The organism is Pseudoalteromonas sp. PAST1, from assembly GCF_021532515.1.
Lineage (GTDB): Bacteria > Pseudomonadota > Gammaproteobacteria > Enterobacterales > Alteromonadaceae > Pseudoalteromonas > Pseudoalteromonas simplex.
This window is the reverse complement of sequence record NZ_JAKGBH010000004.1, coordinates 15,647-34,079: the sequence shown is the minus strand read 5'-3', so window position 1 is coordinate 34,079 and position 18,433 is coordinate 15,647. Positions and strand designations below refer to the sequence as shown.

General features: G+C 41.5%; 14 protein-coding genes. 8 read left to right on the top strand and 6 right to left on the bottom strand.

Features of this window, described 5'->3' with window-relative positions; all coding sequences use genetic code 11:
- Window positions 1-109: 109 nt before the first annotated feature.
- Window positions 110-1,987, top strand: a complete 1,878-nt coding sequence (locus L1272_RS02690; protein WP_235372671.1) for a monovalent cation:proton antiporter-2 (CPA2) family protein — start codon at window positions 110-112, stop codon at window positions 1,985-1,987.
- Window positions 1,988-3,019: 1,032 nt separating this feature from the next.
- Here L1272_RS02690 and L1272_RS02685 read toward each other — a convergent pair.
- From L1272_RS02685 to L1272_RS02675, 3 genes are all read right to left on the bottom strand, one after another.
- The gene (locus L1272_RS02685) at window positions 3,020-5,563 is read right to left on the bottom strand and encodes a TonB-dependent receptor plug domain-containing protein (RefSeq protein WP_235372670.1); all 2,544 of its coding nucleotides are present in this window, start codon (window positions 5,561-5,563) and stop codon (window positions 3,020-3,022) included.
- 313 nt (window positions 5,564-5,876) lie between these two features.
- A complete protein-coding gene (locus L1272_RS02680) occupies window positions 5,877-6,527 on the bottom strand; it encodes a UPF0149 family protein (protein WP_054553445.1) in 651 nt (216 codons plus the stop codon).
- Window positions 6,528-6,607: 80 nt separating this feature from the next.
- Window positions 6,608-7,555, bottom strand: coding sequence for a sensor histidine kinase (locus L1272_RS02675; protein ID WP_235372669.1), 948 nt, complete (start codon window positions 7,553-7,555; stop codon window positions 6,608-6,610).
- Window positions 7,556-7,650: 95 nt separating this feature from the next.
- On the opposite strand from L1272_RS02675, the gene L1272_RS02670 reads away from it, so the two are divergent.
- Together L1272_RS02670 and hemH are read left to right on the top strand one after the other, a co-directional pair.
- The gene (locus L1272_RS02670; RefSeq protein WP_138599364.1) at window positions 7,651-8,958 is read left to right on the top strand and encodes an HD domain-containing phosphohydrolase; all 1,308 of its coding nucleotides are present in this window, start codon (window positions 7,651-7,653) and stop codon (window positions 8,956-8,958) included.
- A 78-nt stretch (window positions 8,959-9,036) separates the two neighbouring features.
- Window positions 9,037-10,059: a ferrochelatase gene (gene hemH / locus L1272_RS02665; protein WP_054553442.1), complete on the top strand. Its 1,023-nt coding sequence runs from the start codon at window positions 9,037-9,039 to the stop codon at window positions 10,057-10,059.
- Window positions 10,060-10,118: 59 nt separating this feature from the next.
- On the opposite strand, the gene L1272_RS02660 is transcribed toward hemH, so the two are convergent.
- Window positions 10,119-11,267 (bottom strand): benzoate/H(+) symporter BenE family transporter, encoded by a 1,149-nt coding sequence (locus L1272_RS02660; protein ID WP_138599365.1) that lies wholly within the window; start codon window positions 11,265-11,267, stop codon window positions 10,119-10,121.
- A 209-nt stretch (window positions 11,268-11,476) separates the two neighbouring features.
- Here L1272_RS02660 and L1272_RS02655 point away from each other — a divergent pair, with 209 nt between their 5' ends.
- Genes L1272_RS02655 through L1272_RS02640 form a run of 4 tightly spaced genes read left to right on the top strand, consistent with a single transcriptional unit; the run spans window position 11,477 to window position 15,377 of the window.
- Window positions 11,477-12,781, top strand: a complete 1,305-nt coding sequence (locus tag L1272_RS02655) for a DUF5666 domain-containing protein (protein WP_138619794.1) — start codon at window positions 11,477-11,479, stop codon at window positions 12,779-12,781.
- 57 nt (window positions 12,782-12,838) lie between these two features.
- Entirely contained in the window at window positions 12,839-13,372 is a 534-nt protein-coding gene (locus tag L1272_RS02650; protein WP_054553439.1) for a hypothetical protein, read from the top strand.
- Window positions 13,372-14,055 (top strand): response regulator transcription factor, encoded by a 684-nt coding sequence (locus L1272_RS02645; protein ID WP_138599367.1) that lies wholly within the window; start codon window positions 13,372-13,374, stop codon window positions 14,053-14,055. The genes L1272_RS02650 and L1272_RS02645 overlap by 1 nt, the downstream gene beginning before the upstream one ends.
- The gene (locus L1272_RS02640; protein ID WP_187489855.1) at window positions 14,055-15,377 is read left to right on the top strand and encodes an ATP-binding protein; all 1,323 of its coding nucleotides are present in this window, start codon (window positions 14,055-14,057) and stop codon (window positions 15,375-15,377) included. The genes L1272_RS02645 and L1272_RS02640 overlap by 1 nt, the downstream gene beginning before the upstream one ends.
- Here L1272_RS02640 and L1272_RS02635 read toward each other — a convergent pair.
- Window positions 15,374-16,330 (bottom strand): ATP-grasp domain-containing protein, encoded by a 957-nt coding sequence (locus L1272_RS02635; protein ID WP_187489854.1) that lies wholly within the window; start codon window positions 16,328-16,330, stop codon window positions 15,374-15,376. The genes L1272_RS02640 and L1272_RS02635 overlap by 4 nt on opposite strands.
- A gap of 195 nt (window positions 16,331-16,525) precedes the next feature.
- Between L1272_RS02635 and L1272_RS02630 the strand changes: the two genes are divergently transcribed.
- A complete protein-coding gene (locus L1272_RS02630) occupies window positions 16,526-17,062 on the top strand; it encodes a hypothetical protein (RefSeq protein WP_138619797.1) in 537 nt (178 codons plus the stop codon).
- Window positions 17,063-17,239: 177 nt separating this feature from the next.
- Here the strand turns inward: L1272_RS02630 and L1272_RS02625 are convergent, their stop codons facing one another.
- Window positions 17,240-18,433, bottom strand: coding sequence for an alkaline phosphatase family protein (locus L1272_RS02625; RefSeq protein ID WP_235372668.1), 1,194 nt, complete (start codon window positions 18,431-18,433; stop codon window positions 17,240-17,242).

Genomic DNA, 18,433 nt, shown 5'->3' with positions numbered 1-18,433 from the left:
CTTGTTGTCATTTTACTGACTAAATTCGCTTTTTGATTGCATTCACTACCTAACTACTGGCAAAACTAGCGAAACCATCCATAGTTAATTAAAAACAAACAGGATTACGATGACTGACTTTCTCTTAATCGCCTATATTTTCCTTATTGCAGGTATTATTGCCGTGCCTATTGCCAGCAAACTGGGGTTAGGCTCAGTACTTGGCTACTTACTCGCTGGTATTGTTATTGGGCCAACACTGACACTTTTAAATGTTGATGTGATTGCCATTCAGCATTTTGCTGAATTTGGTGTGGTAATGATGCTGTTCATTGTTGGCTTAGAGCTTGAACCCAAAGCGCTTTGGTCAATGCGAAAACAGCTTATTGGACTTGGTGGCGGACAGGTGGTTTTATCATCTGCCGCCTTTACGGGTATTGGTTTAGCATTTGGTCATGCTTGGCAAACAGCACTTACAATAGGCTTAATTTTATCACTTTCATCGACCGCGATTGTGCTGCAAACGCTTTCAGAGCGCGGGTTATTAAAATCAGATGGTGGTCAAGCCTCATTTAGCGTATTACTTACTCAAGACATAGCCGTTATTCCTATGCTTGCGTTTATTCCCTTACTTGCTTTACCTGAATTAGCGCCAGCCATTGCAGATACAGCCCATACAAGTGAAGACACTCATGCTAGTTTAAGCTTGGTGGCGGGTCTTGAGAGCTGGCAAGCAGCGCTGGTTACTTTAGGTATGATAGCGCTCGTTGTTTTTGGCGGTAACTACTTAACCGCACCCATTTTTAGATTTGTAGCACAAGCACGGCTTCGCGAATTATTTACTGCAACAGCCCTATTCTTTGTTATTGGTATCGCTTTGATGATGTCGTTAGTAGGCTTATCACCTGCACTTGGTACTTTTTTAGCGGGTGTTGTGCTTGCAAATTCACCTTATAAACACGAACTCGAAAGTAATATCGATCCCTTTAAAGGGCTGTTGCTAGGATTATTCTTTATCACCGTTGGCGCTAGTATCAATTTTCAATTACTCGCAGATAACCTAGCTACCATTGTGCTCTTAACCAGTGCATTGATTGTAACAAAAACAGCTGTACTGCTTATTTTAGGTCGTATTTTTGGTCTTAGAGGCGCCGCACTCTGGTTGCTAGCACTGGGGCTTGCTCAAGCTGGTGAGTTTGGTTTTGTACTACTTGCTTACAGTGTCTCTAATAATGTATTGGCAGACAACATCGCCGACCAACTTTTACTGGTTGTTACTTTATCCATGCTACTTTCACCTGGGTTATATATCCTTTATCAGCGTGTGATAGCACCCCGTTTCATTTGTGAGCAACCAGGAAAAGAAACAGACGAGTTTCCCGATGATAGCCATGTGATCATTGCAGGCTCAGGCAGAATGGGTGGGCTGGTTGACCGTATTTTACAAGCTGGCGGCTATAAAACGACTGTGATTGATTACAACTACAAGCAACTCGAAGCCTTAGAGCGTGTTGGTATTCGTAACTTCTTTGGTGATGCAACTCGACCAGACTTACTCAGTGCTGCAGGCATTGAAGATGCAAAACTGCTGGTTGTTGCGCTTGATGATGCCGAACAAATCACTAAATTAGTTCGTTATGCGATGCAAAATTACCCGCATTTACATGTGGTTGCCCGCGCTGTAGACCGCCATCATGTATACGATTTATGGGCTTACGGTTGTCGAGATATTATTCGCGAAACATACGACAGTACCATGCGTATGGGCCGCTCAGCTTTTGAAGCACTCGGTATTGAGCAAGAGAAAGCCCAAGAAATGGTCGATATTTTCAGTGAGTTCGATAAAGAAATGCTACGCGAAGCCGCCGATGTCTACGAAATCGGCGTGCCATTCGAAGAAAACCATGCCTATATCGAGCGGATCAACAAGATATTCGATGAAAAAGAACCCGAAATAAAACAACAAATGCGCGAGATTTGCGACCGAGTGGTTAATGGTATGAAATAGCAAAAATATTACAATTATGGAGGAGGTGTTTTCACTTCCTCTTTTTCTTCTCATAAACTTCTCTTTGTGAAAATAATTTTAATCACAGACAACAAAGAGGCGCTTCGCGGTACACAGAGAAAACAAAAATTCTCAAAGAGGCTGCGCATTGAATAGGATAAAACGCGATATGAAATCGCTGCTACAAATTTGATGTTGTTCGTAGGAATGGCTTCAGCCATGAACTCTTAAACACCACACCTATGTAAAACGATTAGACGTAGGCGTGAAATTTATTTCGCGCGCCATGCAAGCATAACGCCTACGTAGCAGCGGCTTTATGGCTCGACATTGGTGCGAGTTACGAGTTACGAGTTGCGAGATGCGAGTTGCGAGTTGCGAGATGCGAGATGCGAGATGCGAGATGCGAGAATAAACCCGATATAAAATCGCTGCTACAAATTTGATGTCGTATGTAGGAATGGCTTTAGCCATGAACTCTTAAACACCACACAAATGTAAAACGATTAGACGTAGGCGTGAAACTTGTTTCGCGCGCCACGCAAGCATAACGCCTACGTAGCAGCGACTTTATGGCTCGACATTGGTGATGGATGCGAATTATGAGATGAGATGTTCGAGGGGCTAGGTGCTAGGTGCTAGGTGCTAGGTGTGAGGATAAACGCGATATAAAATCGCTGCTACAAATTTGATGTCGTTCGTAGGAATGGCTTTAGCCATGAACTCTCAAACACCTCACAAATGTGAAACGATTTAGACGTAGGCGTGAAACTTGTTTCGCGCGCCATGCAAGCATAACGCCTACGTAGCAGCGGCTTTATGCCGCGACATTGGTGATGGATGCGAGATACGAGATGCGTGATGCGAGTGTAAACGCGATATAAAATCGCTGCTACAGACTCGCATCTAGTATCTCGAAACTCGCAAACTTTCCCCTTGCAACTCTCTAATTAAAGACAAATGTCGGATACTACAATTAAGCAAAAAAATAGCGCCGTTAGGCGCTATTTAAGTTTCATATCAACTTAGGAATTAAAAACTAAAACTTAATTTTGCGTAGTAGGTCATACCATCAAAACCATAAGGTAGTGCTCGAACAGGGTATTTGAATGCTTTATTTGTAATAAAATCAAGCGCTTCATCTTCGCCTAGTTCGTCTGGCGTTACATCAAAGATATTATCAATACCCGCCGATAGCATGAGTTCGTCAGTTAGCTGATAGCCCACATTAACATCCACTAATACCGCCGATTCTACCGTGCTTGTGTCTTTAAACTCACCGGTAGGTGATAGCTCATCAGGCAAACCAATGTGGTCATTACCAAAGTATTTAACGTCTGTTTCACCATAGTAATTAAAGCGTAGCATGCTGTTGAAATCGCCACGATCGTATTCAAACGTTAGCGTTGCACGCTCACCTGGTTGACCGTCTGTTAAGAAACTACGTTGTAAATCATCAAGGGCGATTGATTCAGGAATACCCTCTGGTGCATTTACATCATCAATTTCAGTTTCGTTAATGTTACCCGCGAAGGTTGCTGAGAAATTACCGCCGTATAAATCGGTGCGGTACGAAGCAATAATATCAACCCCTTTAGTGGTTGAATCAACTGAGTTTGAGAAGTAGTTGGCTTGCTGTGCCCCTGTTGCATTAAGCGCAGCCACAGCCTCGGCACTAAATGCCACATCGTCCGCCGACATTAAGCTGCCAAGGGTAATTCTGTCTTTGATCTCTACATGATAAAAATCAACAGTTAATGATAAATCGCTTGTTACGTTATAAACAAAACCCGCACTTAAGTTTTCAGAGCTTTCAAGGCCTAGACTATCAACACCAAGTGCTGATGGGAAATCAGAGCCAGCAGTTGCTGTGAATGACTGCAATAACACACCACCAGCACCTAGGTTTGTAGTGTAAGCAGTGTACGCACTTTGTTGCAATGATGGCGCTCTAAAGCCAGACGAAATCGCACCACGCACGGCAAAGTCATCGGTAATTTCATAGCGCGTTGCTAGCTTACCAATGATGTCATCACCGGCATCAGAGAAGTCTTCATAACGAAGCGCTGTACTTACTTGCCATGCATCCGTGATCAACGTTTCGGCATTCACATAAAATGCATAGCTGTGACGACTCTCTTTATTTGACGCTTCAGGGCGTAAACCGTTATAAGCTTGGAAACCACACTCAGCAAATACGCTGCTGTCGTTTACCGCTGGGAATGAAGTATCTGAATTAGCTAAACCACACGCATAAGACGCTTCTTCGCCCGGCACGATTTCATAATTCTCTTTACGGTATTCAGCTCCCACTGATACATATAAAGGCTCACTGCGGCCAATATCAACAATACCATTCAGGTCTGCATTTACTGTTGTTTGATCAAACCTAAAGCCACCTGAGTAGCCACCATTAGGGCCTGCATTTGCAACAATATCAGCATCGCTTGCATCAGGGTTATTCGCAACATATTCAGCAGCATACGACGCATTTAGGGTGTTTTTTGACGTAAAATCATAACTGTTTTCACCATATACTGCAGATACGTCATAGCTCCAATCTGGATTTAACTCACCGCGTAAACCAAGTGAAAACGAAATATCTTCAGCTTCGTTATCGATACGAGGTAAAAAGCCATCGCCATATACTTGCACCACGTTTTTCGCTGCTTGGTCAAAGTTACGATAAAAACCATTACCTAGCGCAGTACGGTTTGAGTATCCGCCAAATGAGTAAAGCTCAGTCTCACCAAATGGTAACGCCATGTTATAAAACACAGACGTAAATTCGCTATCAGCATTACCTTGCCCCCAACGAACCTCGTCAGATAGCGTACCTGCTGGTACATCAACTGAGCCACCAGTATCACGCTCTGCGCGGTTGGTGCCATCAGCATCACGGTATTCTAAAGAAAAGTTAATGAAGCCGCCTTCATCACCTAAATCAAAACCCCGGTTTAAACCCATTGAAATAGTGTCACCATCGCCTTCACCTGTACTACCCGCTTGCACATAGCCCGTTGTTACACCAGTTGAATCGTTTAACGATAAGTTGATAACACCAGCAATCGCATCTGAGCCATATTGCGCCGCAGCACCATCACGAAGTACTTCAACGCCTTTTAAAGCGGTAAGCGGAATCGCGTTCATATCGGTACCTGCAGCACCGGCACCTACAGTACCATTTAAGCCAAAAATAGATTGGTTATGACGGCGCTTACCATTGATAAGCACTAACGTTTGGTCAGGCTGTAAACCACGAAGAGTCGCTGGTCTAAATAAGTCAGAGCCATCTGATACTTGCGTGCGTGAAAAGTTAAATGAAGGAGCCGTCGCTTGCAGACTTTGGCCGAGCTCAGTAAAACCACCTTTGTTTAGGTCATCTGCATCAATTAAATCAACGGGTGATGTTGATTCGGTAGCCGTACGATTAGCAACCCGAGAGCCTAATACAGAGATTTGTTCGATGTTTTTATCTGCTTTGGCAGCAGGTGCTTGCTCAGCTGCCTGCACTGAAGTCGCAGAAACAGCCACACTGACCGCAACGGCCAGCATACTTAAAGAATGTGTTGTCATGTGTATCCTGTTGATATTCTGGCTTTCCTTAAAACAAAAGACGCCCCTTTTGGAGAAATTTAGAAAAGCACTAAGCACGTATTATTGATTTTAAAATCACAAGTTTGAAAGCTAACTCAAGCCTGCGAGTTAACCTTTACAAAACATCCTATCAACAAATCCACAAAATGAAAGAAAAAAGAGGTACGACTTAGGTATAAATATTTCTATTTATAGTATTAATAGAGTTTCAGTGGTGGGAATTATTCGCTTTACAGCAGAAATAAGCAAAATAATGCAACTATCAGCTTATCTCTACTGAGGTGAGGAGTATTTACTTATCTTGTTCCAACATCGCCAGCTTTTCATCTTCAAGCATTAACGCCATAGTGGCAATTTCAGATAAACTCTCGTCTAGTGCGTTAAAGAAGGTCACAAACCCTTCGCCTAGTTTATCTGGTTCAGGGTGGTTTGCTAGCGCCTGATCCCACATTGCAAAGGTGGTAAGCAAATCGAGAGTTGCTTCAAAATTATCAATAAACAATTGACCATCTTCGCTTTCATTTTCTTGTTGACCATCCGCTTGCAGTAAAAATTGTAAATCGCTGTGCCAAATTTCTTGATTCACGATATAAGCTGCAATATAGCCGCTACAAAAATCTTGCAGTGCTTGGCTTGGCTCATTGCTGTTTACTTCATTTGGATATAATTCGGCTAAAATCTTCTTTTGTTCAACTTGTGCCTCGGTCACATTATCGAGCAGCTCAATCATTGCATCGCGTGGCTCAGAATCCGTCATTAAGGTGTTGAATACCGCTTCATCATTATCAGCAATGTAATTGGCAAGCTCTGACTCTCCAAAAAACTCTGAACAGGCTAACAAACCAGACATATAGCCAAGCACTTGATCCAAACTCACTTGATTCGTTGTACTTTGACTGGCGAGATAGTTGTTAAAAACATCTGAACTTTGTTGATTGAGCATAACGTGCCTTTTCAATAATTTTAAATGGGTTTAGTTCTACACTAGCGAATCCACAAATTTTTGCAACAACTGAAATATTGTCAACTAGTTACCTGACTCAAAACAGGAAATACGCAACTCATTCTTGTGCCAATTCCTTGCGAGCTTTGAATATCAATTCGACCTTTATGTTCATGCACAATAGCATACACCATCGTCATACCCATGCCGGTACCTTCTCCTACTGGTTTAGTAGTGAAAAAAGGATCATATATTTTAGCGATGGTCTCTGCTGACATACCAATGCCATTATCTTCAATGTCGATATATATGTGTTGCTCTAGCTCATAAACACTGATAGTAATTTTTGTTTGAGAGTCTTGATTATCGCAAGCTTGTTTAGCATTAATTAAAAGGTTAACAATTACTTGGCTAATAGCAGCTAGATTACACCAGCTTTGAGATATTGGGCTATATTGCGATTGCAAATGACAATTTCTTAATTGATTAGTAAGAAGTTTCACCGCACTTGTCACTGCATCTGTCATATCAGCAAACTGCATATCCTGACTTTTAGGGCGAGAAAAATTCAACAAGTTCGACACTATTTTACTAATCCGTTGCAAACCCTGTTCTGTATCATCAATTAAATCAGGTAAATCATCAGCAACAAACGCAAAAGAGTGTACTTGGTTTAGATCCACCAGCTGTTGATGAAAAGCCTCTTTGTCTATGTGATTTTCACTAAACTCGCTACATAATTTCAGTAGCTTGCTGAAGAAACCACAGTAGCTTTTCAAACTATCAAGGTTACTCATACTATAAGCAAGCGGGTTATTAATTTCATGTGCGACTCCAGCACACAATGTGCCTAAAGTTGCCATTTTTTCAGCTTGAATAAACATAGCTTGATGATGCTCTAAATCAGCAACTTTTTGTTCAAGCTCACTATTAACAGCTACCAGAATCCGGCTTTTATCGGCAAGCAATTGTTCGGCCTCTTCTCTGGCCGCTTTCTCTAATAAATAAGCTTGTTTAAAATCATCCATTTTAATCTCAAACTGTGTTTGTCTCTTTTAAAACCTAGCACAAGGCTTAATTTAAGGCTATGTTATTGATTAACGATGATTCATAGTAAAATGGCATGGCAGAGCAAATTAGCAAACAACATATTCAGGTTTTATGCATTGATGATGATGAAATAGTGCTGCGAACTCTTTTGCGGTTATTATCAGCTAACAATATCACCGTAAAAGCCTGCTCAGATCCCAAAGATGGACTTAAAACTCTAGCTAATTATAGTTTTGATGTAATTATCTGCGACATGCGTATGCCAAGCATGAATGGGGCTGAGTTTTTCGCACAGGCACTCACCATTGCTCCTGAACCACAGCGCATTTTACTAACCGGTTACTCAGATATAGAAAACACGATTGCTGCAGTCAATATCGGTAAAATTCATACTTACATACAAAAACCATGGCAAAACGAATTACTACTAAGCAATATAAATGATGCGATAGAAAAAACATCTTTGAAACGCCAGAATCAACAGTTAGAACAAAAAATTAAAGCGCAAAACAGCCAACTAAAAGAGCTAAACAACAACCTTGAGCAAATGGTAGAAAAGCGCACACAACAAATCCGTAAAGTATTAAAACAACTTGAAACAGTAAATGAACGAGAGAAGCATGAGCATCGCGCTACTTTTGAGATTTTATATAACTTTATAAATGCCAACCCTTACCTAGATGGAACACAAGCTCAAAATATTGCTGCTACCTGTAAACAACTAGCCACGCGCCTTGGTCTAGACAATCAACTTATAGAAATGACAGAAATGGCAGGATACTTATCACAAATAGGTCTACTTGCAATGGAGCCAGAGCTTTATAAAAAACCAACTAAAGAGCTCACTGAAACACAACGAAAACTATTTTATACGCACCCAAGTACAGCACAATTAATGCTCATGCCTGCGCCTCACTTAAGTGATGTATCTGAAGCAATTTATTACCAGTTTGAACACTATAATGGGACAGGAAAACCGAAAGGGTTAAAAGGGAATGAGATTCCAAAAGCCGCGATGATATTAGCTGTAGCCCGTGATTTTTGGCAAGCCGTTGCACAACTTTCAAGCTCAGAGAGCAGTAATTTTGAAAGGGCTCGCGATCAATTACAGCTCTATAGCGGAACATACTACCACCCAAAAATTTTAGAAATATTTAATAGCTTAGAAATTAACTGTGCGAGTGTTCAAAATGTTGGCACTATGAAAATTCTTTCAGCACAAAACCTTAAAAATGGCATGGTACTTGGTCACGCGCTCAGAAATTACGACGGTATTTTACTGTTGCCAAAAGGGCATGTATTTGGCCCTAAATCGATTAATAAACTGCAACAACTAGAATCGAAAAAACCGAACCCTTTCAGGATCATGATCAAAAATTAGCGAATAAAGTGATCACATAGTCAGCTTACTTCGTTACAATGTGATTTATATTACGATTACTTCATACAGGAGCACTCAGTGTCGCGATTTTCCGCCATTACCGATAAGCCGCACGACGGCCGATTCAACAAAAAAACGGGCATTTTACTGACCAACTTAGGGAGCCCAGACGCCCCTACTACCGCGGCACTTAGAACATATTTACGCGAGTTTTTATCAGACCCACGAATTGTCGAGATCCCGCGTTTCATTTGGATGATCATCCTTTATTGCTTTGTACTTACGTTACGCCCAAAACGTTCAGCAGCACTTTATAAAAGTATCTGGACTGAAAACGGCTCACCGCTTACTCATATTACCCGAGAGCAAAGCAAAAAGTTAGCAGCCCTTTTAAAAGACAAAGGACACCACGACACCGAAGTAGTTATGGCCATGCGCTACGGTAACCCTTCAATTGAAGCAGGCCTTGAAGAGCTGCGCGAAAAAGGTATCACTCGCGTGATTGTGCTGCCTATGTACCCACAATATTCAAGCACGACCATTGGCTCAACATTTGATGCAGTATCAAATGTGCTTCGCAAGTGGCGCTGGGTGCCAGAGCTGCATTTTATTAATGGTTATCACGACAACCCGACTTACATTGATGCTCTAGCCGCTAGCATTAGCGAAGATCTAAATGCCCATGGCACGCCACAAAAGTTGGTGTTTTCGTACCATGGTACACCTAAACTGTTTTTAGAAAACGGCGACCCTTACTACTGTTTTTGTATGCAAACCACCCGTTTAGTGGCTGAGAAACTTGGCTTTGAAAAAGACTTTGCTGTAACAACCTTTCAAAGCCGTTTTGGTAAAGCTGAATGGTTGAAGCCATACACAGACGCAACCCTTGAAAGCTACCCTGCTGAAGGCATTAAAGACGTTGCAATTTTAAGCCCTGCGTTTAGTGCCGACTGTTTAGAGACACTAGAAGAACTCGAAGGCGAAAACCGCGAAAACTTTGAGCATGCAGGCGGTGAAAAGTACCGCTACATTCCAGCATTGAATACCCGCGATGACCATATCAATGCAATGTTTGAAGTGATAAAACCACTACTTAAATAACAAAAGGCCTTAGCTATTATATACAGTAACTAGGGCTTTTTTAATATTGAAGCGTGTCACTAATCTTTGCGTGTCATAACCAAAGTCACCGTACCTGCAACAATTCCCCAAAATGCAGAACCAACCGAGAACAAAGTTAGATTAGACGCTGTGACCAAAAAGGTCACGATAGCGGCTTCGGTATAATACGCCTCAGTTAAAGCTTGCTGTAAGCTACTGGCAATAGTGGCAAATAGTGCGATACCCGCCAACGCCAAAATCAATGCCTGTGGCAAGCTTGCTACCAAACCAACCAAGGTTGCCGCGAGGAGCGCCATAATAATGTAAAACACCCCACCAGCAATGCTTGCCCAATAACGTTTTCTTGGATCTTTATCAGCCTCAGGGCTCATACAAATGGCAGCGGTGATAGCCGCTAGATTAATGGCATAACCACCAAGTGGTGCAATAAATACATTTAATAGCCCGGTTACATTTAACGCTGCCGACACAGGGGCTTTATAGTGATGCGCTTTTAATACAGCAATACCTGGTAAGTTTTGCGACGTCATAGTCACAATAAACAGCGGTAAACCAACACTTATCATGGCGTTTAAATCAAACTCAGGTGCAATGTAAGCAAACTCGCTCATTTTCCACTGCCAGCTAGAGGTATCAATTTGCCCAGTTACACCTGCTATTAAAAATCCCGCCACAACCACTGCGAGCATAGCAAAGCGTGGAAAGTAACGTTTTCCACATAAATAAACAGCCACCATTAACCCAATCACTAAAGGCAGCTCGTTCATAAAGTTGAACACATCAATACCAAAATTCACCAACACGCCTGCAAGCATTGCACAGGCCAGTTGACTTGGGATCTTATTCATCATTTTTTCGAACACGCCAGTAATGCCAGACAAAAACACCAGCGCAGCGGAGAACATAAACGCGCCAACAGCTTGATTTAAGCTATACCCTTGGGCACTTGAAATAAGGAGTGCCGCTCCGGTTGTTGACCACGCGATAAGAATAGGCACCTTGTAGTAGTAAGACAACGCAATTGAGCTGACGCCCATAGCAAGACCAAGCATTAATACCCAGCTAGCAACCAAATCAGGTGTGCCACCTAACACCATAACGACCTGATAAATAAGTGCAATTGAGCTAGTAAAACCAATAATAACGGCCACTAACCCCGCAGTTGCTCGACTGATGAGCTGACTCATGTACACACACTCCTTGCAATTAAAAATCTACCATATCCTATGATTTGCCAGATGGCACTGTACACTTTTGTAGTATTTTAAGGTTAATTTACTATACAGAAGAGGCATTTACTGCAATGCCAAACATTAACAAAATTTAATTTTCTCTCCACCTTCAAGCAATCCTTACTTAGTTAAACTGCAAACACTGACTAATTTAAGGACCAATCATGACAAAACTAATCAATCAAAATCGCCTATCTATTATTTCGTTAGCAACAATCAGTGCACTACTTTCAGGCTGTGGCAGTAGTAGTAAGAGTGAGGAACCAGTACAAAATACTCTCACTTTGCCAAGCTTATTAGTCGGTGAGGTAAGTGCGATATCAAGTAACAGTATTACAGTTAACCAACATCAAATAGCCACAAATAATGCTGACATTGAGGTGGATGACAACCACGCATTAATCAGCGATCTAAAAGTGGGTATGATGGTTGAAGTTGAAACAAATGGTAAAGAAGCAACTCAGATTGATTATGATCCAAGTTTTAAAGGGCCTGTTAGTATCAATGAACAAGGCGCTACAATTGCGGGCTTCAAGTTAAATAATTTAAACACCGAAAACCTTTCAAATGGTAGCCTGGTTGAATTAAGCGGTTATAACAATAGCCATAGTGAATTCACGGTTACCTACCAACAACCATTATCTAACAGCGCAGAATTAGAACTCGAAGGTTTCATAACAGATCTAAACACTGCCTCTTATACTTTTAAACTAGGTGATTTAACTGTTCAATATCAACAGGCAGACATCGACGGCGCATTAGAAAACAATCAATTCGTTGAAGTAGAGGGCCGCTTAGAAGGTAACTTATTAATGGCACAAGAGGTTGACGCTGAACATAACTTTACAGCTGATGACGATCTAGATACAGCGCTTTTTGGTACAATTACCTTCATCAACAATGACGCTTCCTTGGTTACCCTGAACAATCAATGGCAAGTGAGTATTACCGATCAAACTAAATTTGAAGATACCACTCGCGCTACATTAACCATAGGAGATACGATAGAAGTAGATGCCATCTGGCAGCAAGCTAATAATTGGTTTTTAGCCCACGAAATAGATCTGGAGAAAAGCCACACTTCGCCTAATTTAAGCAGTAATTTTAGTGTTTCTGGCTTTGCCAATTACAGCAATGGCAACATTATTATCAATGGCATCAGCTTGAAAATCACAAATAGAACCGTTTTTGAAGATGGGTTAACAGCAGATACTCTTTCAGGTGAATGGTTAGAGCTTGAAGGTCTTATTGATGGACAGAGCTATATTGTCAGTGAAATCGAACGTGATAACAGCAATGAACCTCTTGAATTAAAAGGCATAGTAACAGTAACTGAATCGCAACAGGCTAGTTTATTCGGCTACATCAGTGAAGATAACAGCTTAGCGAGTTTTACAGAACAATATGTTGATCTAGAATGCCAGTGGGTACAAGATAACATCGTACGTGCATGTAAGCTTGATGATTAACAACAAAATACAACAATGGCAGCACTAAACGTGCTGCCAAACTAATGTCGAAATATTATGAAAAAACTAGTTTTAACTTGCCTGTGCTTAATTTCTGGCCTTGCTTTTGCTGCAAGTTCAGCCATTTTTAATATGCTAGATTCAAGCACAGCCCCCGCCCCGACTGAAGTTTTATATAACATAGAACAGCACTATGCGAAAAATGCCGTTATTGTTGAGTTTGAGCTGGAAATTGAAAATGGTCAAAGCGTATTCGAAGTCACTTTATATGAAGCTAAAAAACAACGATTTATCGAATTACTTTTAGACAGTGCGGGAAAGGTAATAGAGCTTGAATATGAAGCTCCGGAGCTTGATGAACAAGAAGAAATAGCAGCTGCTAATTTGATGAGCCGTAAAGGTTACACATTACATGGTTTAGTAACTCAACTAGATAGTGAGCCAACACACTACCTAATTGAAGCCCAATTAGAGCAAGACATGGGTATCACATACATGGTCGCCACATTCGTAACCAGCAAAGGGCGTCACAAAAAAGCGATTGATCTTGAGACGGGTAAGAACTTACCTTTGCTTCGTTGGGGCAATTAATGAAACTATTATTAGTTGAAGACGACCAGCAAAATCGCGAGTTTTTATACAAGGCTTTTATTGAGCAAGGCTACACATTAGATTGCGCAGAAGATGGTCAACAAGGGCTTATGCTAGCGACGTGTGAACATTACGACGCGATTATTCTAGATCGTATGCTTCCTAAGCTTGATGGTTTACAGGTATTGTTAGCATTAAGAGCAACCGGCAAAACAACGCCAGTATTAATACTATCTGCGCTAGATAAAGTAGACGACAGAGTGACAGGTTTAAAAGCCGGCGGTGATGATTATCTAACAAAACCCTTCTCTTTTTCTGAATTAGCTATTCGAGTCGAAAACTTAATAAAACGGCATACCTTTCATGCCCCACTGAGCACTAAAATTAGTCTTGCCAATTTAACGCTCGACTACAGTAATCAACGAGTTGAAGTAAACACTAAAACTGTTAATTTACAGCCCAAAGAATTTAAATTGCTTAGGTATTTATTAGATCACCAAGACAAATTAGTCACCCGTACCTTATTGTTTGAATCGGTATGGGAATATCATTTTGATCCTGGCACCAACGTTATTGACGTGCATATTGCGAGGCTTCGTAAAAAGCTCACAGAAGCGTCCGCGCAATTAGAAATCGAAACTGTTCGCGGTGTCGGCTACCGCTTAAAAGCTAGTGAGAGTTAATGTACGAAAATAACCTACGTTTGTTCGACCCAAGAAAAAGCTCAGTTTGGCGTTTAACATTGGCCTTTGCAGCAATTACCGCTGTTACTTTATTACTTGCGATTACTTTAATCTACCAACTGTTACTTGGCGAGCAGAGCCGTCAAGTTGAACGGCGCCTTGATGCCGAAAAAACACGTATCGAAGCGCTCGCCTCCGAATTTGACAAGCAAAGCTTTTTTCAACAGCTTGATGTTTTCAGAAGCGAAGGTGATGTTTTAATTTTTTGGCAGAGTGATTATGAACAAAGCCAGCAGCTAAGCTTTTTACCCGATAATATCCCCTCACTCCCTGAAACAGTTGTTTTTCCTGTTCTTGATACCGGACGAGGTCAAATACGCCTACTCACAACAGGCAAAGTTAAAACCGTTTATGGCAATATCGTGCTTGCCACTGCCACAGAGCATTTACAACGTTTAATCATCGATTTCAAATCAATCGCTAGTTGGACTTTTATCATAGCAATAGCGTTAACAGGCTTGTTTGGTTACCTATTTTCTCGTCGACATTTGCGTCGTGTAAACTACTTCAATGCAACAGCCGAACAAGTCCAAAATGGCAACTTAAGCGCGCGTTTATCCCATAAAGATAAAGGTGATGAATTTGATCGTTTAGCAGCTCACATCAATACAATGCTTGATGCAGTAGAGGAAAATTTCGCTTTGGTACAGGGAATTACCGATAATATCGCTCATGATCTAAAAACCCCACTGACACGATTAAAACTTAATTTAGAGCAGCGTTTACAAAAGCTGCCAGAAATGGGCTACGAGCTTGAACAGCTCAATAGTATCATTAACACCTTTGACGCCATGCTAAAGCTCACACGTTTAGAACATGGACAATTTCCGCTGCAGCTCGAAACAATTGATAGTAGTCAACTTGCCAATGATATTAGTGAAATTCTACAACCCAGTGCCGAACAAAACGGTCAATCAATTGATGTCGCTATTTCTTCATCTTGGCAATTAAGCGGTGATCGAAACCTGTTGTTTCAAGCAATTTTTAACCTAGTCGAAAATGCTATAAAGTACGCTGGTAAGGGCGCAACGATTAAAATAATAATTGCTGAAAAAAGTATATCAGTTGTCGACAATGGTAAGGGTGTCAACGAACATGATTTACAACAGCTCACAAAACGCTTTTATCGCAGCGATCCGGCGCGTCAAAAAGAAGGGTTTGGTTTAGGCCTTGCAACCGTACAAGCAATTTGCAACCGCCATTCACTCAACTTATTTCTAAGTTCAGAAAATGGCTTTTGTGCAAAAATAACCGAAGATTAAGCTGCGCTCTCAGCTGCTTTTTCTTGCGCTTCTGGTTTTGTGGGTTTATCAAAAATACCTAAACGAATGCGAATAAAGTGCAAAATCTCTTTAGCGACATCAATACCCAACGCACCTTCTAAGCCTTCAAAGCCTGGACTTGAGTTTGCTTCACAAATTTTAAAGTGCTGCTCATCAAACAATAAATCGATGCCTGCTACATCAAGGTTGAGTACGTTCGCTGTTTGGGTTGCAAGCCATTCGATTTCTGGCGTAATAGGAAATGACTTACCTGTGCCACCTGCACTAACATTGGCTTTAAAGTTTTTACCCTGTGAGTTACGTTCCATACATGCAACAGCACGACCACCGATAGTAAGTACTCGCAAATCACGGCCATGACTGGACTTAACAAACTGCTGTAAAATGATGTTTGCTTGTGGATTTGCAGCCTCAATCAGCTGCATTAAGTCATCAAACTCTTCTTTTGATTTTGATAAAAATACACCACTCCCCTGCGAGCCCGATAAGGTTTTAATAACCACAGGAAAGCCAATTTGCTTTTCAACCAAATCAATATTCACCGGAAATTTAACCAACATGGTATTTGGCGTTGGTAAATTACACTCTGCAAGAATTTGCTGTGCAAATAATTTGTCTTTTACTGTTTCGATGGATTGCGAACTGTTAACACAATACACACCTAAACGTTCAAGGTGGCGAATAATCGCTAGCGCAAAATAAGTTGTACTTGCCCCCATGCGAGGGATAACAAAATCGGGGAGCTCAACTGACTTACCATCAATTAAAATACTTTTACCGTCTTCACGGGTAATAGTCAGGTCAAATTGATCAGGCGAATAAACTTGTAAATCTATGCCCTCTTCTTCGGCTGCAGCAAGTAAACGTTCTACTTCATAGGTTTCTTGTTTTAACAAGCCTTGGCTATCTTTATAAATGATCCACCCGCGCATGCTTGGTACCTCTGGTCTTTGAGTTTCGGTGACAAAAAAACGCGGATTATGCTGAGCATTCAAAGCCGAGTAAAACAAATTAATTTTATCGACACGATAATAAAAACCACTACTTAGTGATTAACCATTGACCGGGTTGTTAACTTAAGGTAAAAACTAACAATGAGTTAACATAAAAACCCGTAAGAGAAACATGTGAACAGGACGCTTGCATTAATCTTCATTCTGCCACTTACAGCATTTGCACTGAATGAATGGCACATTCAAAGTGATGGTTTTAAAACAAAACCAAGCACACAGCAGTTTGTTGCCTCTTACAAAGCGCAGGCCGACCAAATAGCCCCACAGCCCATTGTGAACTTAACTGCGCCGCTTAATCAGCTATCTAATCATGCGCACGATTATCTATATAAACAAGGCCGTTTGCCTGACCAATTAGCAAACACCGCATTCAGCGAATTTGATTTAGACACCCTAAAAACCTTACAACCCGGCGATCACTTTATTTTAGTGATCGACGAATACCTCAGTTACACCGTCGAAATTAGTAACATTATTGAAGCCAGCAATGGCGATAGAAGTGTATTTGGCAAAGTCAATGATCATGCTAAAGCAGGCCATCAAGCCGTGATGACCCTCACAGAAAACACCCTACAAGGCCAATTTGATGCCGGTAATCAAAGCTACAAGTTTCAAAGCCATGGTGAGTACGGGTGGGTAACGAAGTTGTAGGTAACGGGTGTGAGTCTGTAGCTGCGATTTTACATCGCGTCCAAGAACCTAAATCCTAGCGCCCAGTGCCTAATGTATTAATTCGTAGGCGTGAAACTTGTTTCGCGCGAAATAAATTTCACGCCTACGGTATCGTATTTAGCCTTAGTAATGTGCTGGCACAAACTAACTCAAAGCTTACTGCTTCATAGCCGGCCACAAACTTGCGCCGTCGCTGTCGATTGGGCTTAAAATCTCAAGGCCAAGTATTTTAGCGATCAGCGGGTACACATCTAAATTACTTACTTCGTCTAAACGAAGGCCTTGTTTAAAGGCGGGGCCAGTGGCGATAAAGGTTGCGGCCATATCTTCGCTGTAAGCGTAACCATGAGTGCCTAGGTAACCAGCCATTTTACTGTCGGTAAACACACGAGGTGCGTCGGTTTGTAAAATAATATCGCCAACGCGCGGGCCTTTATTATAGTGATAATCACGCTTTTGCTGCTCGCTTAGCACGACGTAACGACCATCTGCGGCTTTAGCAAGCTTTTTGCTGAACCCGTTGATGTCTGCTTTGCTATCTGGTTTTGCATAATATAAAACCCGAGGGCCAGTGTTTTGCATTATGAAGTTTTCATCTTGCGGCAAGCTATCAATTTTAATGCTAAGGCTTGGATCAACAGAGGTCATTCCGTGATCAGACACAATCACCAAGTTAATGTTTTCATCAAGCGCTTTTAAACGGCTCGATAAATCAGCCATTAAACTATCGAGCTTTTGCACTGCGTCATAAGTCTCTTTGGCATCTGGGCCAAACTCATGCCCCATGCTATCCACCAGCGAAAAGTAGCTTACAACCAAACGTGGACGCTGCGCTTTTGGTAAGCTCAACCACTGAATAATTTGATCAACACGCTTTTGGTAATCACTGTGTTTTGAATAATGATAAAAGTAATCAGGCAACATACCGTTAAAGCGCGCATCTGATTCAGGCCAAAAATAGGTTGCGGCTTTTAAGCCCTGCATTTGCGCTAGGTTCCAAAGCGGAATACCACTCACCCAAGTGCTATCGTCTTTCCCTTTCCCCATTTTGTAACAGTCGTTGCGCTCAGTATCACAAAAGCGGTTCTCGACAATGCCATGATTAACCGGCAACAAGCCGGTAATAATCGACAAATGATTCGGGAAGGTTTTGGTCGGGTAAACAGGACGCATTTTGCTAGCTCGTACGCCCTGCTCACTGATTGCTTTTAAGTGTTTTGCATGGTGTTTTTCAATATAATCCCAACGAAAGCCATCTATCGAAATAAGGACCACAGATTGCTCTTGCTCCGCTTTTACAGCCGAGCTAAACACTAATATACCCGCTAAAACTAATTGCCAAATACGCAT